Source organism: Caulobacter sp. (genome assembly GCF_049283275.1).
Classification (GTDB): Bacteria; Pseudomonadota; Alphaproteobacteria; order Caulobacterales; family Caulobacteraceae; genus Caulobacter.
Genome location: NZ_JBAPVS010000142.1, coordinates 1 through 25,893, shown reverse-complemented (window position 1 = coordinate 25,893; position 25,893 = coordinate 1). Strand labels below are relative to the sequence as shown.

At 64.3% G+C, this 25,893-nt stretch carries 11 protein-coding genes; 9 read left to right on the top strand and 2 right to left on the bottom strand.

All coding sequences use genetic code 11. From position 1 onward, the window contains the following. Position 1: 1 nt before the first annotated feature. The 4 genes from WAL33_RS07025 (at position 2) to WAL33_RS07010 (ending at position 15,670) form a co-directional block, all read left to right on the top strand. On the top strand, positions 2-772 hold the full coding sequence (locus tag WAL33_RS07025; RefSeq protein WP_422179840.1) for an imm11 family protein: 771 nt from the start codon (positions 2-4) through the stop codon (positions 770-772). Then, positions 769-14,682, top strand: a complete 13,914-nt coding sequence (locus WAL33_RS07020; protein WP_422179838.1) for a cadherin domain-containing protein — start codon at positions 769-771, stop codon at positions 14,680-14,682. The genes WAL33_RS07025 and WAL33_RS07020 overlap by 4 nt, the downstream gene beginning before the upstream one ends. Positions 14,683-14,703: 21 nt before the next feature. Continuing rightward, positions 14,704-15,249, top strand: a complete 546-nt coding sequence (locus WAL33_RS07015; protein ID WP_422179836.1) for a toxin-activating lysine-acyltransferase — start codon at positions 14,704-14,706, stop codon at positions 15,247-15,249. Positions 15,250-15,328: 79 nt separating this feature from the next. After that, complete coding sequence (locus WAL33_RS07010) at positions 15,329-15,670, top strand: hypothetical protein (protein ID WP_422179834.1); 342 nt, start codon at positions 15,329-15,331, stop codon at positions 15,668-15,670. Here the strand turns inward: WAL33_RS07010 and WAL33_RS07005 are convergent. Continuing rightward, positions 15,667-17,121: a hypothetical protein gene (locus tag WAL33_RS07005; RefSeq protein ID WP_422179832.1), complete on the bottom strand. Its 1,455-nt coding sequence runs from the start codon at positions 17,119-17,121 to the stop codon at positions 15,667-15,669. The two genes, WAL33_RS07010 and WAL33_RS07005, sit on opposite strands and share 4 nt — an antisense overlap. Then, positions 17,118-17,309, bottom strand: coding sequence for a hypothetical protein (locus WAL33_RS07000; RefSeq protein ID WP_422179830.1), 192 nt, complete (start codon positions 17,307-17,309; stop codon positions 17,118-17,120). The genes WAL33_RS07005 and WAL33_RS07000 overlap by 4 nt, the downstream gene beginning before the upstream one ends. A 156-nt stretch (positions 17,310-17,465) precedes the next feature. On the opposite strand from WAL33_RS07000, the gene WAL33_RS06995 reads away from it, so the two are divergent. The 5 genes from WAL33_RS06995 to WAL33_RS06975 all read left to right on the top strand — a co-directional run. After that, positions 17,466-18,179 carry a sensor histidine kinase gene (locus WAL33_RS06995; RefSeq protein ID WP_422179828.1) on the top strand — a complete coding sequence of 238 codons (714 nt, stop codon included), beginning with the start codon at positions 17,466-17,468 and terminating at the stop codon, positions 18,177-18,179. A gap of 588 nt (positions 18,180-18,767) precedes the next feature. Beyond that, positions 18,768-21,620, top strand: a complete 2,853-nt coding sequence (locus WAL33_RS06990) for a TonB-dependent receptor (RefSeq protein ID WP_422179826.1) — start codon at positions 18,768-18,770, stop codon at positions 21,618-21,620. Between the two features lie 96 nt (positions 21,621-21,716). Further along, positions 21,717-24,701, top strand: a complete 2,985-nt coding sequence (locus tag WAL33_RS06985; protein ID WP_422179824.1) for a glycosyl hydrolase 115 family protein — start codon at positions 21,717-21,719, stop codon at positions 24,699-24,701. Next, positions 24,698-25,777, top strand: a complete 1,080-nt coding sequence (locus tag WAL33_RS06980) for a LacI family DNA-binding transcriptional regulator (protein WP_422179822.1) — start codon at positions 24,698-24,700, stop codon at positions 25,775-25,777. The genes WAL33_RS06985 and WAL33_RS06980 overlap by 4 nt, the downstream gene beginning before the upstream one ends. Positions 25,778-25,790: 13 nt before the next feature. Continuing rightward, a partial coding sequence (locus WAL33_RS06975) for a hypothetical protein (protein WP_422179972.1) occupies positions 25,791-25,893 on the top strand: 103 nt, incomplete at its 3' end.

Here is a 25,893-nt window from a genome sequence, read left to right as displayed (position 1 = left end):
TATGAGCGCAGCTAATTCCGAAATAACGGGTGAAGTGATGGCGAGAATCGTGCCGGCGGGAATTTACGGTGAAGAAGCGCGAAAGATCCTCGTGCAAAATCATCCCGAACTTCAGGGCATGAGCTTGAATGAGGTGCGCCTGATCGAGCCGGTGCAGCCGCTCGTCAAGGGCGAGAGCCGGTTCTTTCAAGCTGAGAATGACGCTCGCTTTCAAGCTGTCGAGCAATGGGCAAATGAGCCAAGTGTCGACCATCTGCTTGGTGGTGGACATGGCCTCGCTGCAGTGGTCGAGACCCCAATCTTCATTCGTGAAGAGAAATCTACCGGAGTGCCGGATTTCGAGAATACGTCCAGCTATATATTGGTATCCAGGAAATGTTTGGACATTCTGGAGTCATTCGATAGCGGCCATATTGAATCTAAGGCGATACACCGAAGAAATAGGAATGGCGTTTCTCTTGGCGAATACCTTATAATTGATGTGTTGAGGAGGGTCCCTGCAATTGATTGGGGTAATTCGCATATCAGGGCTGAAGGAGTGCGCTGGCCCCTGCCTCCTCACGATTTGAGGGTCTCGCTGCGCGTGGCTAACGGCTATCGCATAAGACAAGATATCGCTGAAGGGGTCCATATATTCAGGGACGAGAGGGACGTTTCGAGGGTCTTTGTATCGCTCGAACTTAAGGCGGCGATGGAAGCCGCTGGCGTCACGGGCGTCGTGTACTCTGATCCGGCTGGCCTGCTTGCGCTCAACCCGCCGGTGCAAGCATGACTGCTCCGTATCAGCCCACGGGGCGCATGAATCTCACAGGTGAAGTGATCGCGGGTTATCAGCGAGATCACACAATACCCAAAGAAATATTTCTTAAATCTGGGTCAAACTTTGTTAAGCAGTTTCTAGCACTCGGCGATGAAGGTCGAGAAATATTCGACTTTGACTCCAAGGCCGATAATATACAGCAGCAGCCAACAAACTCACTACTTGGAGATGCTCCGCACAACGGAAGTCATCCAGCAAAGACGCAGGCTGTTCTGGACATTCTAAATCAGAAATATGAAAGTGATTATCGTTTCATATTCGAGAATCCGGATGTAACCCCAGAGCAAAAGAATCAAATTCGACGGGAGATGGGCGAATTTCTAAAGAAAACGGCAAATGAAGTTCAATTCAAATCGTCAGCTTGGGTTGATTCTAATCGACAGCTGATCAATAGCGCCACGAACTTCGACCCCGCGACGAAAAAGTATGTTCCGGTGTCAAAATTGGTCGCGTCGCCGGAATGGCAGAGCGCGAATGCCGCGCAACGTGCAAATCCAGTCGAAATAGCCAAGCAATACAACGCGCGAATTCTATCTCAGCCTCTGAATTCAGCTGAAGTAAAAGATTTCAAGATACTATCGGATCTGGGCGGTGGCCGGACGATCGCCCTGACGCCGGGCGATCCTGACGCGGTGAAAAACCTGCGCGCCATCGCCGCCGAAGCCAAGAGTCTTGGCGTTCCGGATGACGCTAATTTCTATGACAAGATCAAAGCTGTTGATCAGAGCCTGGGTGTCGACAACCTTGTTGAGCAAACCCACACCCTCACCGACCAGATTAAGACGGCGCCCATCGCTGATCGCGCGCAGCTGATCGCCCAGCGCGACGAGCTGATCCGTCAGACGGAATCGAAGATCAACGCGAGGTCGATTGGCGCTGCAGGCGCGGAGGTTGAATACCGAAAGGTCGGCGCGACTCTTCGGAACGTCGTCGGCGATCTGGCCGAGCGCGGCTTGCTGCGAAAGGCCGGCCAGTGGGCCGCGGGCGAAGGCGCCGAGTTCCTCGTCAAACGCATTCTTCCCAAGCTTATTCCTGGTTTGAACGTCGTATCGACCGCGCTCGACATCTACGACGCCGCGATGTTCGCCTACGAGATCTACAAGCGACGCGACGAGATTGCGGCCTTCGCCCGACGTATTGGCGCTGAATTCGCCAGCGTGGCGCATGCCGAGGATGGCGAAGGAGGAGCCGTAGAGGTCACTACAGTCAAGCTACCTAATGAAGTCGACGAAATCGTAGTCATCGCGCGTCGGGCGCCAGGCACGAATGTCTTTCAGGTTCTCGGCGCCTACGCCATGGGTACGTTCAGGAGCATGGCTTCCGCGCTCGGGCAAGCAACTGGCATGACATTCCGCCTGAAGCCAGGCGCTCTTGCGGTCGGCGGAGGCGGATTTGTTGGGGGGAGTGGATTTGAAGGCGTGTCACTCGCGCCGAATGGAGGCTATTCCAAGACGACGACCGCGACCTATGATCGTGGTCGTGTGACGCATAGCGAACAAGTAGTCCAATCGGCAGAGAGCATTCTTGGCCATATCCGCAGTACGCTTGATGCTGACTACGAGATCCGGCAAGGACTCTATTTCAATCTCAATTCCGAAGAATCTTATGACCAGGATGGCGCTCTCGAAGAGACGCGCACGGATGTAAGCGCGGTTGAATACGAGAAAGATGCTGACGGGAGACTGGTCGCTGAAACTCAACGCTCTCGGTTTACGGCCGCCCAGTTTGGATCGATCCTTGGCTCGAATATTTCCAACCTTTTGAAGATTCATGACCCCTGGCTTAAGCTCTCGGTGGGGACGGTGCTCGGCACGATTGGCTCAACGCTGGGCGATGCGTTGGAGCACGGGGGCACACGCCAAGCTTTCTCAGATGCATTCGAGGGTTTCCCGGGAAATCTCAAGGATGCTGGACTGGGGGCGGTCAGTTCCTATCTCTTCGGAGAACTAGTAGCCGAAATCGGCCTTGAAGGCCTGCCCGCGCAAGTCACGACCACAGTGGGCGGAGCGGCGATTTCGACGATCGCAGTAAACCTAGCCAACGGTCGCAGCTGGAACCATGACCTAGGCCCCAATGTGTTGAACGCCGCTGGTGCGTTCGTTGGCACCTGGCTCGCTTCGCAACTCATCAGTTTCGACAGCGTTGGCGGCCAACTCGGCTCAACCTTTGGCTCAGCGATCGGCGCCACGTTCGTGGTCGCTCAATTCGTCGTCGCCGCGACGGCAACTTCAAGTGCAACTCTCTTCGGCGCCGAAATTGGAGCGCTTGCAGGGCCCTTGGGCGCGGCGATTGGGGCCTTTGCCGGCTTCATTATCGGCGGTCTTGTCGGCTCACTGTTCGGTGGCAAGCCCAAGGCGGGAGCCGAGCTTGGATGGAATGCGGCGGAGGGCCGTTACGGAGTCACATCCGTCTGGTCGAAGAACGGCGGTTCGAAAGACGGCATGGCCGCCATGGCGATGTCCGTCGCTGGCACACTTAATACGGTGATCGCCGCCAGTGGTTCGATCATCATGGATCCTGCATCGGTCCGGTTGGGCTCCTATAGCAGCAAGGGAAAGGACTTCCGATACTCAACGGTGGGCGCTGGCATTAGCTACACGACCCGCGACCCGGAAGCGCTGATCGCTTACGGGTCTTCGATCGCGTTGGGAGATCTAGTTTCCCGCCTGGCCGGGGGCGATGTACTCACAAAACGCGCGGTGCTCGCCACGCTCGAAGCAGGCAGCGGCTTCGATGCGGCGGCGCTTTACGGCAATCTGGCCACAGCCCGGAGCTATGGCGAGTTTCTGGCCAACAGAGACCTAATCACCCCGCTCATGGAGTCGGACCCGGAATCTGTCTTCGCGTCTGGTTGGACGATCACCGTGGCTCAGGCGCTGGCCTTGGGGCTGGACAGGCGCGCCTCGACCGATTGGATCGGGGGCTGGACCCTGTTCCTTGATGAGACGTTCGGCGGCAAGGTTGACGGCCTCGCCTACGCGCCGACGGCCTTGAACTTCCAGCTTAGCGAGAAGAACGAACGGGTTTTCATTTTCGTCACTGAAGCAGGCGAGGTCGCCGGCGCTTTTGGCGACACAATCGACTCCGCCGGAAAGCTGAAGGTTGACGGTTCAGCTTTGGCGGACTTCATCCAGGTGACGGGAAGGACTCTGACGTCGACCGGCGGCCTGACCATTGGCGCGGGATCTTCCACAACTGCGCTGGATATCCAAGTTACCGCCGTGATCGAGGCAGGGGACGGCAACGACGTCGTGCGGGCCGGCGATCTCGGCAACGACGTGCTTGGCGGGGTCGGGAACGATCGGCTCGTCGGCGGCAAGTTGGACGACTGGTTGTTCGGTGAGGACGGCGACGACATGCTGTTCGCAGGCGACGTGGTTTCGGCCGGGATCGTTCCCACGGGGATGATCAATGCGTTCCCGAATATCCAGAATCCCGACTTCGAGCTGGTGGTCGATGCGGCGGCCGCCGTGACTGTCAACGGCGGCAACGGCGACCTGCTGGACGGCGGCGAGGGCAATGACCGCCTGTATGGCGGCACGGGGTCGGACTGGCTGAAGGGCGGCGACGGGGTGGACCTGCTGGTCGGCGGGGCCGGCGGCGACATCCTCGAGGGCGGGGCGGGCGACGACCAGCAGGCCGACGGTTCGGCGGCGGTGCTGGGCGGCGCGGGCACGGACCAGTACGTGTTCGGCTATGGCGACGGCAACGACGTGCTGTTCGACGAGTCCGATCCGGCCGGCGTGGCCGGCGCGGCGGGGGACTCGTTCTACAATCGCATCAGCCAGCTCAACGCCGGAACCCTGACCCGCAACTGGGCGGGCAACGGGAACTACGAGGTCGACGGCTCGGTGAAGGGCGGCGAGGACGCCGTCGTGTTCGGCGTCGGCGTCACCATGCGCAATCTGAGCATGAGGCGCTCCGGCGTGAACGGCCAGGACCTGGTCATACAACTGACCGCCGAGAACTCGGCCGGGGCCCAGGTGCTGACCGGCGACAGCCTGACGATCAAGGACTGGTTCGAAAGCACCCGCAAGGTGGAGTGGCTGCGCTTCGCCAACGGCGACGAGATCCGGATCGGCGACATCACCTCCTACATCGTCGGGGTGGCCGGACAGTCGGTGATCATCGGCAGCTACGGCGCCGACTGGATCGTCGGCACCGACGGCGCCGACCAGATCTACGGCCTCAACGGCGACGATTTCGGCTTCGGGGGGCTGGGCGCCGACCTGGTGTCGGGCGACGCCAACAACGACCTGGTCTCGGGCGGGGGCGGCGACGACATCGTGATCGGCGGTGCGGGCAACGACACCGTGCTGGGCGACGGCGGGCGCGACAACCTGTCGGGCGGCGCGGGCTACGACATCCTGGCGGGGGGCAAGGGCGCCGACACCATCACCGCGGGGGCCGGGGACGATGTGATCCGCTATGCGCGCGGCGACGGCCAGGATGTGCTGATCGACGACCTGGTGGATAACTGGGATCGGGTCTGGGTGGACGGCGCCTATGTCGATGGCTACCACCTCGGCGAGAACGGCACGGTGGTCAAGACCACGGGTAACATTCAGGACACGACCACCACCGTCTATTTTGATGGCTCCAACTGGATCAACGGCGCCGACTACGACTATGACGCAACCGCCCGCGTCCTGAGGCGCCACAAGGGCGCGCTGGGGGGCGTGATCGGGGTCAACGCCGGCACGGACATCCTGGAGTTCGCGGTCGGGATCGACATCCAGGACCTGCTGCTGCGCCGGGTCGGCAACGATCTGGAGATCACCGTCTCGGACGTTGACGCCACCGGCGGCTTCGCCGGCGCCAACGACAAGATCACCATCCGGGACTGGTGGTCGGCCGCGACGGGCGCGGAACTGCGGCCGATCGAGAAGTTCAGCTTCCTGGCTACCGGCACGGCGCTGATGAGCGACTACACCGTGGTGGGCGGCGCGACCGACGGCGCTGATACGCTGACAGCGGCGGCCACCAGCAGCTGGATCACCGGCGGGGCAGGGGATGACATCCTCAACGGCGGGGTCGGCCAGGACATCCTGACCGGCGGCGATGGCGCCGACAAGCTGCTGGGCGGCGCGGCTAACGACTATCTCTATGGCGGCGTGGGAGACGACAGCCTCGATGGCGGGGCGGGCGCCGACCTGATGTTCGGCGGCGCGGGAACCGACCTTGTGTCCTACGCCTCGAACAGCACGAGTGGGGTGCGCGCCTATCTGGGCGCAGCCTTCGCCAATAGCGGCAACGGTATTGGCGACGTCTATTCCGGCATGGAAGGGATTGAAGGCAGCCAGGGCTCGGACCGGCTCGGCGGCGATGCCGCCGACAACATCCTGCGGGGCGGCCTGGGGAATGATAATCTCTTGGGCGGAGCGGGGGGCGATACTTACGAATTCAATCGCGGCGACGGCGCCGACAGCATCCGTGAGGGCGTGCTGACTCTTGAGGAGATTCTGGACAAAAATGGCGTCCTCAACACCGACTTCGCGGCCGCTTGGCAACTGATGCGCTTGGGCGCGGCTACCGGCGTGACCGGGGTGTACTACCAGTATCAGCTGACCGTGACGCGGCTCGCCGACGGTGAGGTCGTCTACCAAAGCCGCGATGGCGTCGACTTCCTCTACGCGACCGATCAGGCCGCGCAGCCGGCTGGCGGCTCGTGGCCCTATTCCAGCGGTCAATGGAAGACCGGCGCGAACCGCAGCGGCAATGGTGTGCAAACTGTGCTGGAGCGGATCACGGCTGGCGACGGTGGGGCGGACACCCTCGCGATGGGCTCTACAATCAGTCTTTCGAACCTGATCGCGACCCGAGGAACCAACTATCTCAACCTTTCGCTCGATGGCTCCGAGTCGGTGACCCTGTACGATCAGGCCATCGCGGACCGGGCCGTCGAAACCCTGCAACTGGCCGATGGCCTTGTCGCCGACCTGACCAAACTTCGCCTCGCGGGTGAGGCCGCGACGGTCGACGGCGATTTCATGCTGGGCAACACCGGCAACAACGTCCTCAGCGGTCTGGCGGGCGACGACGTCATCTCGGGCGGCGCGGGCGACGACACGCTCGACGGCGGGGGCGGCAACGACATTCTCGAAGGCGGGACCGGCGCGGACACACTAAACGGCGGCACGGACAGTCAGACTGACGGCCTGTCGATCAACGCCAGCGATCCGTCCAGCTATGGCGACACGATCCGCTATGTCAGCTCCGTGGCCGGCGTGGCCATCGACCTGGCCGCTCAAACCGCCTCGGGCGGCGACGCGCAGGGTGACGTCATCTTGGCGGTTGCGGGCGTCAGCACCATCGAGAACGTGGTCGGTTCGGACGCCTATGGCGACCAGATCAACGGCGACAATCGCCTCAACCGGCTCTTCGGCCTGGGCGGCAATGACGTCCTCGACGGTCGCGCCGGCGACGATGTGCTGGTCGGCGGCGCCGGCGACGACATCCTCTACGGCGGCGACGGCGACGACGCCTTGGCCGGCGAGGATGGTGGCGACCGGCTCGAGGGCGGCGCCGGCAAGGACCTATTGAGCGGTGGAGCGGGCAATGACGAGGTGCTCGGCGGCGTTGGCGACGACCAGCTCACGGGTGACGACGGCGATGACCGCCTCTACGGCGGCGACGGCCTGGACACCTTGGGCGGCGGCGAGGGCGCCGACCTCCTCCAAGGCGAGGCCGGCGATGACAAACTGGTGGGCGGGGCCGGCAACGACCAGCTGTTCGGCGGCGACGGCAACGACCTGTTGGTCGGCGAAGCCGGCAATGACATGCTCGACGGCGGGGCAGGCGACGACACGTTCGGCTTCGACGCCAATTCCGGCGCCGATTGGATCATCGACGCCGCGGGCGCCAATCGGGTCGTGATCGGTGGCGTGGCTTCCGATCGCATCTGGCTGACGCGTTCGGGCGAGGATCTGCGGATCGCGGTGATCGGCGGCACGACCGCGATCACGGTTAGCGGCTTCTACGCCGCAAGCGGCGCGCGGATGAAAGAGATCGCCCTGGACGGCGCATCCCTGTTTCTGGGCCATGCTCAGGCGCTGATCGACGCGATGACTGCCGTTTCCTTCGCGCCGCCCGCTGTGATGCCCGCCGCCATCGCCGCCCAAGCCGCGCCCTCCTGGCATGTGGGCGGCAAGGCCGTGCCCGTCGTCGCCGGCCAGACCTTGGTCACCGACGAGGACGTGGCGATCGTTGGTCAGGTCGGCGCCGTCGACGACGACGACAATGTGACCGGCTATGCCGTGGTCGGCGCGCCGACGTTCGGAACGTTGCAACTCAACGCCGTCACCGGCGCATGGGTTTATACGCCCAACGCAAACGCGCATGGCGCCGAGCATTTCGTACTGTCGGTGTCCGACGCCGATGGGCATGTGGTGCAGCAGACAGTGGCCCTCACCGTTGTCTCGATCAATGACGCGCCCGACAGCCTGACGGGGCCTGCCGTACTCGAGATCGACGAAAACTCGCCCGACGGCGTTTTCCTGGGCCAGTTCGCCAGCACCGATCCCGACGGCCCAGGCGAAACGGCGACCTACACCCTGTCGAACGATGCTGGCGCACGCTTCGAGATCACGCCGGCAGGCCAACTCAAGGTCAAGAACGGCGCGGCGCTGAACTACGAGGCGGGCAGCAGCCACGTCGTTCGCATACGCGTGACCGACGGCGCTGGTGCGTGGCTGGAAAAGGACTTCACCGTCGCGGTTCTCAACGTCAATGAGACGCCCAACCTGCCGGTCTTGTCGGCCCAGCCGATCACCTTGGCGTCGGAGAACGCAGGCGGCGCCGGAGCGGCTCTGGGCGACATGACGATCGCCACCTTCAATCTAACAGACCCAGACAATACGACGCCGACCGTGCGGATCGTGTCGGACCCCAGAGGTTGGTTGCAAACCGTCGGCAACGCCGTCCAATTCAAGACTGGACTGGAGCTGGATTTCGAAGCCCTGGCGGCCGGTGCGTCGCTGGTCGACACCGACGGCGACGGGATCAAGGAATTTGTCTATAGTTTCAAGGTCGAGGCCTGGGACGGGGTTCTGGGCTCGGCGAGCCAGCTCGCCTTGACCGTCAACATCGAAGACGCCAACGAGGCGCCGACGAACATTGTCTTCGCGCCCACGGTCGACTCGGTGGCGGAACGGGACCGGCCCATGTCCGGCGCGTCTCTGCCGGCTATTTCGTTGGGAACCCTGTCGGCCAGCGACCCGGACACGACGCCGGGTTCCGGCTTCGCCGCCTTCAGCTACAGCGTTGCCGATTCCCGGTTCGAGATCGTCAACGGCAACGAGCTTCGGCTCAAGGCCGGGGCGGCTCTGGACTATGAGGCCGGGAACACCGTCAACCTGTCGATCACCGTCAAGGACCTTGCGGGAGCGGCGGGCGCGCTGAGCTTCACCAAGGTGTTCAGCCTGAACGTCACCAATCAGGACGACTACTCCTATGGCGACGCCAGCAACAACGGCATGATGGGGCAGGCAAACCGGGACGTTATGTATGGCCAAGGGGGCAATGACACGATCAGGGGCGGAGCGGGTGATGACGATTTGTTCGGCGGTGACGGCGCGGACACTCTCACCGGCGCTGACGGCGTGGACCGGCTCGAAGGCGGTTTGGGCGCGGACGGTCTCGATGGGGGCTCCGGCGCCGACCTTCTGCTCGGCGGCGACGGCGACGACAATGCGGCAGGCGGCGGAGGCAACGACGCTCTCTATGGGGAGAGTGGCGCCGATATCCTAAACGGCGGCGACGGCGAAGACCTGGTCGACGGCGGCGACGGCAACGACTTGGTGCAGGGCGGGGCCGGCAACGACATCTTGCGCGGCGGCGACGGCGACGACATCCTGGAGGGCATGTCGGGCGCCGATCACCTGCTCGGTGGGGCCGGTTTCGACACCCTGAGCTACACGGCCGCCGCCACGGGCGTGACGCTCAGCCTCGCGGCGGGCGGCGGCACCGGCGGCAACGCATTCGGAGACGTGTTCGAAGACACTTTCGACAAGGTGATCGGCTCAAACCACGCAGACAGCATCACCGGATCGAACGGCGCCGACATCCTTGAAGGCGGCGGCGGCAACGACACCTTGCTAGGGGGCGCGGGCAACGACCAGTTGTTCGGTGGCGACGGAGACGACTATCTCGACGCCCAGTCCGGCAATGACGTGCTGGTCGGCGGCGCCGGCGCCGACATCCTGGTCGGCGGGGACGATAGCGACACCTATCTGATCGACATAAATTCCGGCGCCGACGAAATCCGGGAGTACGACTCGAACGGCGACGATATCGATGTCATCGGCTATCAGGACATTGATCGGTCCCAGCTGTGGTTCCAACGGACCGGCAATAGCCTGACGATCAGCGTGATCGGCACGTCGGTGGCGACCACGATCAAGGACTGGTACGTGGATCCAAGCGTGTCGGCTTCGGATCGCGCGAACTACAAGATCGACTTCATCCTGGCCGGTCTGCACGTCAGCGACACCATCAACGCCGAAGGTCTGGTGTCGCTGATGGCCGGGTACGCCAAACCGGCGACCCAGACGGACTACGACGCGCTGCACCAAGACCTGGCCTTCGAGAACCAGTGGAAGAACCACTGGGACGCCAATGGCGAGCCGGTCGTCTCGACGATCGCCAACCAGGTCGTCAACGAAGACGGGACGCTGACGGTCTCCTTCACCGCCACTGACGACATAAGCCCGGTCACCGGGCTCACCGTCATCGCCAGGGCGGTCAATCCGAACAATTACGCGCTTGAAGATCTCAGCCTGGTCAATCCACCGACGGTCAGCGCGCCCGACGCCAACGGCGTGCGGACCATCACGCTGACCGCCAAGGCCAACACCAGCGGCGCTGTGGCGATCAAGCTGCAGGTCACCGATCCGGGCGGTCTGTTGACCGAGCGCATCTTCCGGCTCGACATCGCCCCCGTCGCCGACGTCCCGACCGTAACGGTCGCCGCGCCGCTGTCGACGACGCTGGACAGCGGAAGCCTGGCTCTCGACATCCAGGCGGCCTTGGTCGATCAGGACGGCTCGGAGATCCTGGAAATCCGGATCGCCAATATCCCAACCGGCCTGACCCTCAACAAGGGGACGAACCTCGGCGGCGGCGTCTGGTCGCTAACCGCGGCTCAGCTGTCAGGCCTGGCCCTCGTCGGCCCGACCGGCTGGTCGACGGACCTGACAGGCGCGGCGGCTCTGAGCGTCACCGCCATCAGCCGTGAGCAGGCCACCGGCGCGACCGCGACCTCGCCGGTCACGGTGTTGAACGTGCCGATCAACGCCCGGCCGACGGGCCTTTCCGCTGACCGCACGATCACCGTCAACGAGACCACGGCGGAAAGCCAGGTCGCCAACGGGACGCTCCTGGCCCAGTTCAGCCGCACCGATGCGGACAACGACACCCCGACCTACAGCCTGGTCGATATCGGCGGCGGGGCAGGGGCCGGCGGGCGGTTCGCCATCAACGCCGCCACCGGCGCGCTGACCCTGGCCAACGCCAATCTTCTCAACTTCGAGGCCGCGGCGTCCCACCTGATCCGGGTTCGCATCACCGACACCGGCGGTCTGACCTACGACAAGGACTTCACGGTCAATGTCGCCAATCTCAACGAACGGCCCACTGTTCCCACCGTGAGTCTGTCGACCCGGATCTTCAGCGAGGGCGTCAGCGCCAATACGCTGATCGCCAGCTATTCGGCCACCGATCCCGATGGCGGTGCGCCGGGCTTCCTGGAGACGCTCGACCCGTGGGATTGGCTCTACCTGTCCGGCGCCCAGCTCTATCGCCGGGCCGGCGTCAGCATCGATTTCGAAGCGCTCAAGGCGCTGGGTACGGATTCTGGGCGGCAGATCACCGACATCGATGGCGACGGCCGCCAGGAAGTGGCGCTGGCCGTCGATGTGGCCGCAAGAGACACGACGTTCCCCGACGATCCTTCGAAAAATTCAGCGCCGGTCCGGCTCTGGTACTACATCGAGGACGCCAACGACGCGCCCACCGACATCTTGGCCGATCGCGCCTTGTCGATGGCGGAGAACACAGCGCCAGGCGCGATCGTGGGCGTCTTCTCCAGCGTTGACCAGGACGTCGGCGATGGGGCGAAATTCAGCCTAGTCAACAACACCAGCCCGTTTGCGTTGAGCGAGAATGGCTCGACCCTGATCGTGACGGGGCCGCTCAACTACGAGGCCGCCACGAGCTACACTATAACCGTGCACGTCACTGACACCGCCGGCGCTGGTTACGACAAGCTCTTTACGGTCGGGGTCACCAACGTCAACGAAGCGCCGACGGTCAGCGCCGCGACGTTCTCAATTAGCGAGTTTGCCGCCCCGAATTCCCCCGTTGGTTCAGTTCCCTATAGCGATCCCGATGCACCGGACTCTTACGATGCTAGCTTGCAGTTCTCACTTTCTGGTGCGGGATCGGAGAAGTTTTCGATCAACAACGTTGGTCAGATTTCTTACAGGGGCGGGTCCATCGACTACGAGACCCAGCCGCATGCCTATAACCTGACTGTCGTCGCGCGTGATCAGAACGGCAATGGCCTGTCCAGTTTGGCGCGCGCCGTGACGATCAATGTCGAAGATAAGAACGACACGCCCATTGTCACCGTAAATCTCGAGGGCGATGGCAAGATCCATGTGGCGGAGAGTCTTTCGGACACCGGACCGGGGAAGTTGGTCGGCACCTTTACCGTGAAAGACTCGGACGCGGGGCAGAGCTGGGGCGTGTCGCTCGACGGCGCCCCGGGCCTCTTCGTGGCCTCCCTGACGGGCGCGCGTGACGCGGCGGGCAATCTGATGGGGGAAATTCGCCTACACGGCAATCTCGACTATGAAGCCCGCACCTCCTACGCGGTGACTCTCAATGCCTGGGACAGCGCGGGTGCCTATGCGGCGCCGGTTCCGATCACGATCTCCGTGGATAACGTGGACGAGGCTCCAGTTCTCACTGGGTTCTACAATTATAATTTCGACGTATACACTGTAATTGCTCTTATTGCTAGCGACCCAGAAGGAAGTCAGGCAATATACTGGAGTATTTCTGATGTCGTTGGAAATTACTTCAGTACACAGAGTAATGATGCGCCTGTTGGATATTGGAGTGGTCCTAGTTGGTATTTGACGTTTGATATAGCCATTAACGGATACTGGCAGGGGGCGTGGGAAAATATAAGCATGGACTGGCAGTTCACGCTTAATATATCGGATGCCGGCGGACATATTTCTAGTAAGCGTTATGCTATTCAAAATAGTACGCTTTATAGTTTGCCAATAGTTCTGGACCTTGACGGTGATGGTGAAATCATCACAGCTTTCGCGGAAAGCCGTGTCTTCTTCGACCAGAACGGCGACGGCGTTCGCGACCTCACCGGTTGGTCCAATGCGGGCGATGGTCTGCTGGCCCTGGACCGCAACCACAACGGCCAGATCGACGACGGTTCGGAAATCAGCTTCGTGGCCGACCTGGAAGGCGCGGTTTCCGACCTGGAAGGCCTGCGCGCCTACGACACCAACGGCAACGGCCTGTTCGACAGCCAGGACGCCCAGTTCTCGGCCTTCCAGGTCTGGCGCGACGCCAACCAGGACGGGGTCAGCCAGGCGGACGAGCTCTTTTCGCTGGCCGACCTGGACATCACCGCCATCGACCTGACCTCGACCCCCACGGTCGAGACCGACGCCAATCCGGCCGATAACAGGATCTTGGGCACCACCCAATTCATTCGCGGCGACGGAACGACGGGTCAGGTCGGCGACGTGATGTTCGCCTATCAGGGCGCGCCGGAGATCACGCTGATCGACGCGACCCCGGACACGTCGAACCTGGCGCCGCCGACCACGGGCCTGCTGCCGCCGGTCGTCATCGACCTGGACGGCGACGGTTTGGAACTGATCAGCCGGGCTGACTCGACCGTGCGCTTCGACGTGGCCGGCGACGGCCAGGCTGTGCGCATCGGCTGGGTCGGCGCCGACGACGCCTTCCTGGCGTTGGACCGCGACGGCGATGGCAAGATCACCAACGGCGCGGAGATCTCCTTCACCAGCGATCTGGCGGGAGCGGTGTCCGATCTTGAGGGGCTGCAGGCTTTCGACAGCAACGCCAATGGCTTCCTGGACGCGCGGGACGAGCGGTTCGGCGAGTTCAGGATCTGGCAGGATCGCAACCAGGACGGCGTCAGCCAGACGGACGAACTGCACGGTCTGGCCGAACTTGGCTTCCAGGCGTTCAACCTGACACGCCAGCTGACCGGGGCCAGCCTAGCCTCGATCGGCGAGAACGTGCTCTACGGGACGTCCGACCTGGTCAAGACCGACGGCTCCCGCCTGGTGGTCGGTGACATCATGCTCGCTTTTGGCGACCAACCGGACGCCGAGAGGGACGATGCGGGCTATGATGACGGCGATCGGCTGGATGCGATCGACCGCACGGCCGCGTCAGCCTCCAGGCCGCCGAAATCGACCGTGTCGGGGTTTGACGGCGACGGGCGGGCCCCGGCGGCCCGGTCGAAGATCGATCCGCCAACGGCGGCGATCGACGACGCCATGCTCGCACCCCTGACGCCGCGGTCCTGGTCGCAGATCGACTTGGCCGGCATTCTGGACGCAGCCCGGATGCCGTCTTCGGAACTGGGAGCGATCGACTACGACGCCATGATCGCGGGGGCTTCGCCATCGGCGCTGGACAACAACCTGGCCCTGGCGCAGCAGACGCGTTTGCGGATGATCCAAGCCATGGCCGGCTTCTCCCGCGAAGGCGCGGCAGACCTCGGTCCCGACGCCTGGCGGCAAGGCCATGCGCAATCGCTTGCGCTGCTCACGGCGCTGCCCGATGTTCGGGCTCGGTAAATGATAGGCGTACAGTCCGGCATGACCTCGCATAGTCGCTCTCAACAGACCCCTGCTGACCAGGCTGGCGCGCCGCGTACGGTGGCCGAGGCCATCGGCCAGATCGTCTGGCTCCTGGGCCAATCGGCCGTGCATCGGGAACTGAAGATCAAGGCGCTGGAATGGTCGTTCATGCCGGCCGTGATCAGCGAGCAATTTCGGATCTTCCGATTCGGGCCTACCCCGGGGCTCAGCGACGCCGACCCGGCTTCGTTCGCCCAGTTCGGCCTGACCCGCGAGGGCTTGGAGACCCTGCCGCTGGGCGTGGCGATCTGGGCCAACCTGTCCGAAGCCGCCGAGGCCAGGCTGGAGGCCGGCGAGCACCTGACGGCGCAGGACTGGACCTCGGGCGACCGAACCTGGCTGGTCGAGCTGATCTCGCCGTTCGCGACGAGCGAAAACAAGCTGTCCGAGATCATGCTGCTGGACCTGATGAACGGCCCCTTCAAGGACAAGCCGTTCCACCTGCACCGCACCGATCCGCGGACAGGCAAGCGTGAGAGGGTCGTTCTGGGCGGGAGGAGCTGAGCCTGAGCTTGTGACAGCGGCATTTGCCGCGCCGACAAAATGTTAGCCGCCACAGCAGGTCGAGGACGTCGGCGCTTCCATGGCCGACATGGACGTCATCGCGGGTCGAACCGCCTGCGTGGCGCGCGCCAAGCTCCGCGCCTCAGGGGCGGCGCGATCCCTCGCCGGCGCGATCGGTGGTGCAAGCGGCAGGGGCGCAGGTGGTCCCCCTGACGAGATTCATAGGTTGGCGGCGGATGTCTTCGCGCCTTGCGCCTTGGGCGCCTGCCTCAATGACCGCACGGTTCTCAAGCTTGCCGCTGTCGACCGCGTTCATCGGACGAGGCCGGTTTGGCGTCCTGGCCGCCACCGGCATGGCCTGCACGGCCTGCACGGCCTGGCGGCTGAGATCACCTGGGCGATCCTGTCTTCGGCGATCTAGATCGACGCCGCGATGAGCGCCTTGAGCTCGGCGGCGAGCGCGACGTGCATGCTCGCCGCTTGCTCTGCGGGATCTCGCGTCATGGGCGCCAGGCGCGTCTCGAGCGGGGCGTCTAGCCAGATCCCGGTAAATCGCGACGGCGCCGACGCCTCGACGCAGGCGCGCGCCGGCGCCTCCACAAACGGCGCGCTCACCACCACCGAGGCGCCAGCCTGGACGGCCGCCAAGGTCGCGCGGCCGGGGCTGGCGCAGCGTCCGGCACGGTCAGCCTCGTCCAGCGGTTCATGAGCGAGAGATAAGGCTGGCAGCTTCCGTGCGCCGCAGGGGCCGGGCAGGTTCGGGGCGACGATGTCGGCCAGCGCGCGCTTGCCGCTGCCCGGCAGGCCGCCGATCGCCACCACGCGCGGCGGGCTTGTCTCGAGCAGCATCCGCCCAGTGCGCCGATAGTGCTCGGCCTGGGCGACATCGCCCGCCTCCATCGCTACGGCCATTCTCACGGCGGCCCGCATCGCCATGAACAGCGGCAGCAGAGCCAGGGCCGCTTCGGGTTGACCGCTGGCGTCCCAATAGGCGTTCATGGCCTGGTTGGCTAAGATGTCCAGGCCGCGCGCCTTGAGGTCCATCAACAGGAAGCCGACGTCATAGAGCACGTCGCCAATCGCCAGGGCCGGGTCGAATTCCAACGCGTCGAAGGCGGTGACCTTCCCATCGAACAGGCAGAGATTTCGCAGGTGCAGGTCGCCGTGACCCTGGCGCACCCACCCCGCCATGCGCCGAGCCTCGATCAAGGGCTCCTGGGCGTGAAGGGCGGTCTCCAGCGCCAAGAAGAAGTCATCGGATGCAATCGACTGGCCACAGCGGGCGGCGCCTTGGGATTGCGTGCGGCGTAGGCCCGCCAGGATCGCGGCGTAGTCGCTCGCGCGACCCTGGTCACGCAGGGGCGGGCGGGTCTGATGCGCGGCTGCCGCCTGTGTCACAGCCGCGCGAACCTGATCAGCGGTCAAGCGACCGTCGCGGGCCAGATCGTCCAGCAGGGCGCCGTCCGGGAAGCGGCGCATCTTGACGACCCAGTCGATAATCTCACCGCCCGACGGGCTGGGGTCCGCGTCCGACGGCGGCTCCGCTAGAGCGATCGCGCCGCCCGGCATTCGCACCACCGGCACAACGGCTTGGTAGAGCTCCGGGGCGAAGGCGCGATTAACGAGCAGTTCGGAGTCGCAAGCCGCGTGGCGCAGGGCCAGGGTCGAGAAATCCACGAACGGATAACGCACCGCACGCTTGAGCTTGTAGGCGTGGTCGCCGTCCAGAAAGACGTGCGACATATGGGTGTCGATCCGCGTCAGCGGACCCTTCGCGCCGCTCGCCGCGCCCGATTGCAAGGCGCGCACAATCTCGCCTTGGTCTCGCCCGACGGCCGGATCGGGCGCCGTAAGGGGCAGGAGCGCGCTCATCGTTGCGCCAAGGACCGCGTCGACCCGTTTGCCGCCAGGTTCGTGGCGCCGCGGGCCAGGGCGTGCAGTTCTCCCAGCCTCCGCTCGGCCTCGCTCCCGGGCAGGGCCTCGGGATCGCGCATCTTGGCTGGCGCGGAGACATCTTCGACGCCGAGTTGATTGGCGCGGATTTCGACGGCGATGGACATGAGCGGTCTCCCGTCAATGAAGTCGCAGAATGGCGACCTTCGCTGATGCTGAGTTGATGCGGATCAACGGCGGCGGCGATTGACGCTGGTCAAACCTTGGCCGGTCCCACGGCGCATGCTCGTCGCGTCCGGACCCGAATGACGAGGAGCGCGTCCATGGTGGAAGACGCAGATGGAGGCCGGCCCGCGCCGGCCCCCACCGATAGGGCCTTAGGAGACGCCCCGGCCACATCGCCTTGCGAGGCGTGCGCCGTCGTCAATGAAGCCAATCATCGGATCGCCAATCACCTCGCGCTCCTTGTCGCCCATGTCACCCTGAGAGCCAAGGAAGTGGGGGACGACGATGGTCCGCTGCCGCGCCGGGAGGTGGTGTTCCTGCTAGACGCGCTACGGGGGCAGTTGGATCTAGTGGCGCGGCTGCATCGCACCATGGCCAAGGCGGGGGATGGAGCCCCGGCGCCTCTGTCGGCGTCCCTCAGTGCGGTCTGCGACGCGTTGGGCGGCGCCCTGCCTTCCAACCTCGTCTTGGAGCGGGCGATTTCCGACGATCTTTTCGTGGCATCCAATTGTCTCCTGGCCCTGACCCAGATCGTCGCCGAGGCGGTGACCAACGCGGTCAAACATGCCTTGCATGATCGTTTCGAGACGATTGTTGTCGCCGCGCGTCGTCATCCGGACGGCAAACTTGTCGTCGAAGTCACCGATGACGGGCCAGGGCTTCCAGCGGGTTTCGAGCCTGAACGCTCAGAAGGCCTGGGATTGCGTTTGATGCACGCGCTGAGCAAGCAAATCGGGGCTCAACTTCAGTTCGAATCCAGCTCTGCCGGCTTGACGGTGCGGGTGACGCTCAGCGACGCGGCGACAGCTTAAAGGCGTCCAGATTTGCGCGAGGCGACGCAGCGATCAAGCAGCGCCCGCTGCCTCTCAAGACCGTCCATCTCCGGCATGCGCACATCCAGCAGGATGCAGCCTGGCGCGGCGTCTGCGCTCATCCCCAGCGTCGCTGAATGATGGGCTTTTGTCGCAACCAGCAGAGGAGGGTTCCGAGACAACACCTCAAAGGTCAGACCTCTTGACCAGGCATTCATCAGTATGATCTATGGGAACGTTCACATCGCATGGTGTGTCCTCTGTATTTCCCCCACTGGCGCCCACGGATTTCGATACGTGGGCGCCATTCTTTTGCGATATGCGCTAAATGTATATGGGTTTTTTTGGGGATTCACCGTCGTCGGCGCATCGTAGGCGGCGTTCGGGCGAGGGTGTCGCGCTAGTGTATAAAGATCTGACCTATGGATGGATTGACAGGGTGATTGGTCTGACCTATCCATTCGAATGTGAGCGTTATCATTCGCAAGAATGGGGTCGCTGTCAGTAAAAACGCGGGCGAACCAATCGCCGCAGGGGAGGATCGAAGTGGTCATTCGTTTGAGCCGTCGGGTCGGACTGAAGGCATGTTTGTTGGGCGCCACCATGCTGGCGGGTCTGGTTCCGGCTGTCGCCGGCGCGCAAACTGCGGCGCCCGTCGCCGCCGCGCCCGAGGAGCCGGCGGCTGTCGAGGAGATCGTCGTCACGGGCTACCGGGCCAGCTTGGCCAGCGCCGCGACGATGAAACGCTCGGCGACCAACTTCACCGACTCGATCGTCGCCGAAGACATCGGCAAGTTCCCCGACCTGAACATCGCTGAATCCCTGCAACGCATTCCCGGCGTCCAGCTGGGCCGGGACGTCACCGGCGAGGGCGTTCAGATCTCGGTTCGCGGCCTTGGCCCGTCCTTCACCAAGGTGACGCTGAACGGCGCCCAGATCGCGGTGGCCTCGGATGGGGCGCTGGATTCGGGCAGCTCGAACCGCGAGATCGACCTCGATCTGTTTCCCACCGAGCTGTTCACCAAACTGACCGTCGCCAAGACCCCGACCTCGGGTTTGCTGGAAGGCGGCATCTCCGGCACGGTCAATCTGGCCAACGCCCGCCCGTTCGATCGTCCGGGCCAGCACCTGAACATGTCGCTCGAGGGCGGCTATTCCAACGCCTCCCGGAAGGTCAGCCCACGCGGCGCGGTGATCGCTTCCAAGACCTGGGACAAGTTCGGGATCCTGGTCGGGGTCGCTGGCGGCTCCCAGCGCTATCGCACCGACGGCTACGAGACCATCGGCTTCACCACGCCAAACCTGACCAACCCGATCGTGGGCAATTGCACGGTTGCCACCTGCGATCGTCGGGGACTGAACGGCGGCGCGGGCGGCGGCGGCTTCAAGTTCGCCACCGCCGTGCCGGCCAACACCGGCTTTGGCCTGACGCCCGGAGCGCCGCTGGACGTCTCCCAGACCAGCGGTCTCAGCTTCCAGGACCTCAGCAACACTCTGGCGCCGCGGCTGCCGCGCTACGCCTATATCGACGGCAAGCGTGATCGGCTGTCGCTACTGTTCTCCGCCGAATACCGGCCGTCCGACACCCTGAGTTTCGCGCTGGACGCCCTGTACGGAAAGGCCAAGCGCGACTTCAACCGCCTGGACATGAACCTTCTGGTCCGCAACGCCACCACCCTGGTGCCGATCGGCTGGGAACGCGACGACAACGGCGTCCTGACCAAGGGCGTCTTCGCCAACGCCCAGATGTTCATCGAGGCTCGGCCTGTCTCCGACAAAGTCGATTTCTACAACATTAACCCCAGCTTCAAGTGGGCGCCCAACGACTGGTTCGAGCTGACCGGTCAGGTCAACTACAACCGCAGCTTCTTCCTGCGCGACATGCCGTCCTTCATCTTCGACACCGCGCCCAATTCGGGCCTGTCGGTGGTGTTCGACAATACGCAGGGCGGCGACTTCCCGATCCTGACGCCCAGCCGCGACATGAATGATCCGGACCAGGCCTGGGTCACCGACTCCTACCGTATCCAGCGCGCCAAGCGCGTCACCCGCAACGAAGGCGCGCACTTCGACGCCAAGTTCGGCGACAACGAAAACAACATCCGCGTCGGCTACGCCTATGACGACACCGCCCGCGAGATCCTGGCGTTCGACAACAGCAACGCGGCCCAGGCGGCCGGCGTCGCGGCCATCCCCAACAACGCTATCTCGCAGTACTTGCTGCCAGGTCCGTCGCGCCTGCTGAGCCTGGCCAACATCGCCCCGGGCATGGCCTCGTTCGTCCAACCCGACTACGACAAGCTGAACGCGGCTATTCATACCCAGCAACTGCTGGACGATGCGCCGTTCTCGCTGACCGGCACCTCAAGCATCCCGTCGGGCTTCGTCAACGAGCGCACCCAGGGCGCTTATGTCGAAATGAACGGCGTGACCGATTTCATGGACCGGTCGATCCACTACAACGCCGGCGTCCGCTACTTCCACACCGATCAGCGGATCGAGGGTCCGATCAGCCTCAATGGCGTGATCAGTTTTCAGACCACCAAGCGCTCGTATGACGCCTTCCTGCCGTCGTTCAACGCCGCGGTGAACCTGACCGACAAGCTGGTCCTGCGCCTGGCCGGGTCGCGCACCGTCACCCGGGCCAACCCGAACCTGATGCTGCCAGGCACCTCGTTCAGCGACATCTCGGCCCAGGTCGCATCGCAGGGCAATCCGAACCTGGAACCCTACTACTCGAACAACGCCGACTTTGGCCTGGAGTATTATACGGGCGGCGCGGGCTATATCAGCGCCAACTATTTCGCCAAGGACATCCAGGGCTTCACCCAAACCCGCCAGATCCAGGCGCCGTTCTCGACCCTGGGCATCCCGCTGTCGGCGCTTTCCAGCACCCAGTTGGCGACCGGCATCAACATGAACACGGTCATCTCGATCAACACCACGGCGAACGTGGACCAGACCCTGTCAATCCGAGGGCAGGAGTTCATCTGGCAGCAGCCGCTGGACTTCATCACCAACCGCCTGCCGGGCGGGATCGCCGGCTTTGGGGTCACGGCGAACTACACCCACATCGAGCAGGACTCGCCGGGCTCGGCCGCCACGGCTGTGGGCATCGCGCCCAACCTCTATACGCTGGGCGCGTACTTCGAAAACTACGGCGTTTCGGTGCGGTTGAACTACACTTATACCGATGACGCGGTGATCGCGATCCCGCCGCAGAACAACGTCAACGTGTCGAACATCCTGGCAGCCCGCGGCCAGCTGGACATGTCGGCCAGTTATACGCCCGACTGGATGGACAAGGCGTATCAGATCACCTTCAACGCGGTGAACATGACCAACGAGCCGCTGACGACCTACTCCAGCTTCGAGAGCGCGCCGTTCAGCATCTACTATCCGGGACGCCAGTTCCTTATCGGCGTGCGAGCGAAGTTCTAGGCAGGCGATCCAAGGCGGGGCGCGTTTTGGCGGGCCCCGCCTCATTGCCGAGAATTTGTAAGGTAGCGGCCAGGATCTGGTCGTCGGAGAGTCGTCATGCCCCGCCAAATCCTCGCCGTCCTCACGCTGGCGGCCTTCTCATTGCTGGCCTCGGTGAGCCACGCGGGCGAACTGACCCTGTTCGACGGCCAGGTCGCGCCGACCATCGTCTATGACGACGCCAAGGCCCCGCCGCTGGGCAAGGCCGCCGAACTTCTCGCTCATGACCTGGCGGCCCTGACCGGCAAGACCCCTGTCGTGGCGCGCAATGCGGCCGGGCAGGGGCCTGTCGTGATCTTCGGTCTGGCCAGGTCGCCGACCATCGCCGCCCTGCTGAAGGCCAACGGCGTCGACGCCACGCGTCTCGCCGGCCAATGGGAGACCTATGGCCGCGCCCAGGTGACCCTCCCGGACGGCCGTCCGGCCCTGTTGATCTTCGGCGCTGACACGCGTGGGACGATTTGGGGCGTGATGGACCTGTCGCGCGAGATGGGCGTCTCGCCGTGGGAATGGTGGGCGGACGTCAAGATCCGCCAAGTCGACCGCGTCGCGGTCGACGGCGCCCTGCGCTACTCCAAGACCCCGTCGGTGAAGTACCGTGGCGTCTTCCTCAATGATGAGGAATTCGGCCTCTACCCGTGGGCTTCGCAGACCAACGACCCGAAGCTGCACGACATTGGGCCCAAGACCTACGCCCGAGTGTACGAGCTGATGTGGCGGCTGAAGGCCAACACCTTCTGGCCGGGCATGCGCGGCATCGAAAAATCGTTCAACCAGATCCCGGGCAACGCCGAGATGGCGCAGTCCTACGGCCTGGTCCGGGCCAGCTCGCACGCCGAGATGATCTCGCGCACCAATATCCGCGAGTGGGACGTCGAAACGATGGGCCCCTACAACATCTTCGAGAACCGCAAGCGGGTCATGGACTACTGGCGTCAGGCCGTGCGTCGGTGGGGCAAGGACGAGAACATGTACACGGTCGGGATGCGCGGCATCGAGGACCGTCCCATGCAGGGCGCCAACACGCCGCAGGACCAGGCCCGCGCGCTGGAGCAGGTGTTCGCCGAGCAGCGTAGGATGCTGGGCGAAGAGCTGAAGACGCCGGTCGACCAGGTTCCGCAGGTGTTCACCCCCTACAAGGAGGTGCTGCCCGCTTACGACTCCGGCCTGAAGGTGCCCGACGACGTCACGCTGAACTGGCCCGACGACAACTACGGCTACATCCGTCGGCTCAGCAACGCCAAGGAGCGCGCCCGCTCGGGCGGTTCGGGCGTCTACTACCACATCTCGTATTGGGGCTACCCCATGTCGTACCTGTGGCTGGCCAACACCCATCCCGCCCTGATGTGGGAGGAGATGAACAAGGCCTACCAGTACGACGCGCGGCGGCTGTGGATCGTCAATGTCGGCGACATCAAGCCCGGCGAGTACTTGACCCAGTTGTTCCTCGACATGGCGTTCGACAACGACGCCTATCCGAATGTGGCCAGCATCAAGCGCCATCTGGAGCGCTGGGCCAGCGAGAACTTCGGCGCGGCCGATGGGGCGAGGATCGCCGACATCCTGTGGCGTCAGTACGACTTGGCCTTCACCCGCAATCCCGAATTCATGGGCTGGACCACCACCAAGCCGGTGACGCCGGTGCGCCAGACCGAGTTCAACATGGCCAGCTTCGGCGACGAGAACGCCCGTCGCCGCGCGGCCTACGACGATCTGGCGGCCCAGAGCGCGGCCCTGATGCAGAGCCTGCCTGCTGACCGCAAGGACGCCTTCTACGAGCTGGTGAAGTTCCCGGTCGACATGGCGACAGCCGTCAACCAACGGCAATTGGATCTGGACCGCTCGATCGCCTACGCCTACCAGCATCGGGCCAGCGCCGACGCCTATGGCCAGAACATCCTGGACGCCCAGGCCAGGATCGAGGCCGGCGGCAAGGCCTTCAACGAGACTGTCGCCGGCGGCAAGTGGGCCGGGATCATGGGCATGTCGCCCCACAGCCTGCCATTTTATAAGGCCCCCTCCGCGCCGAGCTGGACCGGCGGCGAGGAGGCCGGTTGCGCGGCGTTCGCGGAGGGGGGCTCGTTCTACGACGTCCAGACCGCGATCCCGGGCGAGTCTGAGTTCATGCGCAAGCTGCCACATCTGCTGCGCTACGCCGCGCCGGAGCTGCCGGCCTTCCATCCGGAACTGGGCGGGACGCGTTACGTCGACCTGTTCGTCAAGGACAAGACCGCCACGGCCCAGTGGACCGCGACGCCCGACCAGCCCTGGATCAAGGTCAGCGAGGCGGCCGGGACCCTGTCCGCCTCATCGGTCCTCGAGCGCCGCCTGATGGTCAGCATCGACTGGGCCTCGGCCCCAAGGGGCGCGACGCGCGGAACCGTCAACATCCAGTGCGGCGGCGCGCCCCTGCCGATCCCGGTGACGGTGGTCCTGGCCCCGACCCAGGCCACGCCGGACGTCTCGTTCATCGAGGCCGACCGCTTGGTCTCGATGTACGCTGCCCACGCCGACCAGGTGGGGCAGGGGTGGTCGGTGCTGGAGGGGTTGGGTCATACCGGCGCGGTCCTGCGTTCGGACATCAAGATGCGTTCAATCGACGCCAAAGACATGGCCGCGCTCGCCTCCGCGCCTAAGGCCAGTTGGCGCTTCTCGACCGTCACCACCGACGATCCGGCCACCCTGCGGGTCGTGGCCCTGCCGATCCTGCCGGTCACCTCCGAGAACCGCATGCGGGTGGCCGTCCAGATCGACGACGAGCCGTTGCAACTGCTCGACTTCACCGCGCCGGAGTTCAGCGCCCGCTGGCTCGAGCGCGTCCAGAGCAACGCCGCCGTCGAGACCGTGCAGAACCTTCGCCTGAAGCCGGGCCCGCACGTCGTGACAATCCACGCCCTTGACCCAGGCTTCGCGCTGGATCGCCTTGAGCTGGCGTTCGTGGGCGCGGCCCGCGCCTATGGGCCGGCGCCGGAGACTCGCGTGCGCGGAGCGCAGCTGTTGGCCGCCGCGGCGTCGACAGATTTCAAGAAGGTTGTCCATTGAGCAGGCCGGACCGCGTCCGCAGCGCCACCATCATCGACGTCGCCCGCTTGGCCGGCGTCTCACGGATGACCGTCTCGCGGGTGATCAATGACGGCGCCAGCGTCCGGGAGGTCACGCGCCTGGCCGTGCTGGCCGCGATCCGCGAGCTGAACTACGCGCCTAACCTGGCGGCCCGGAACTTGGTTACGGCCGGCGAACTGCGGATCGGAGTGATCTATTCCAATCCCAGCGCCGCCTTCATGAGCGACTTTCTGATCGGCGTGTTCGAGGAGGCCACCAGCGCCGGAGCCCGGTTGATCTTGGCGCGGGGCGAAAAGGGTCATGCTCCGGCTCCGCAGGAAATGGATAAACTGCTGGCCGCCGGCGTGCAGGGCGTTGTCCTGGCGCCGCCCCAGGGCGAGTCGTCGGTTGTGCGCGATATTCTACGGGCGGCGAAGCTGCCCGTCGCCGTGGTCGCCTCCGGTCGTCCACCGATCGACGCGATCAACGTCCGCATCGACGACCGCCAGGCCAGCCATGCCATGGCCCGACACCTGCTGGATCTGGGCCATCGGCGGATCGGCTTTATCGTTGGAAACCCTGATCAGACCGCCAGCGCCGAGCGCCTGGAAGGCGCGCGCGCGGCGATCGCGGCGGTGGAGGGGGCTGAGCTGATTTTGGCGCAGGGGACGTTCACCTATGGCTCGGGGTTGCGTGCGGCCGAGTGGCTGCTCGATTGCGCACCAGCTCCCACGGCGATCTTCGCCAGCAACGACGACATGGCCGCCGCCGCCGTCTCGGTTGCCCATCGCCGGCATCTGGATGTGCCGCGCGACCTGACCGTGGTGGGGTTCGACGACACGACGGTGGCCACGACCCTCTGGCCGCCGCTCACCACTATCCGGCAGCCCGTGCGGCAGATGGCGGCCGTGGCGCTGGATCGGTTGATGCGGGCCCTGCGCTCATCCGACCCCGATGACGAACGGACGGCCGACTATGTGCTCGGTCACGACCTGATCGAGCGTGAGTCCACCGCCCCGCCCCGTCGCACGGACGCTCCATTGGGACTTGGCGACGGGGCTCGTCCGCGTGCCTAAGGCGTCCCAAGACATGGAACGCGCCACCGTCGGACAGGTGACGCGACGGCTGATGCCGTTGTTCTGCGTGATGTACCTGATCGCCTATATCGATCGGCAGAACGTGTCGTACGCCA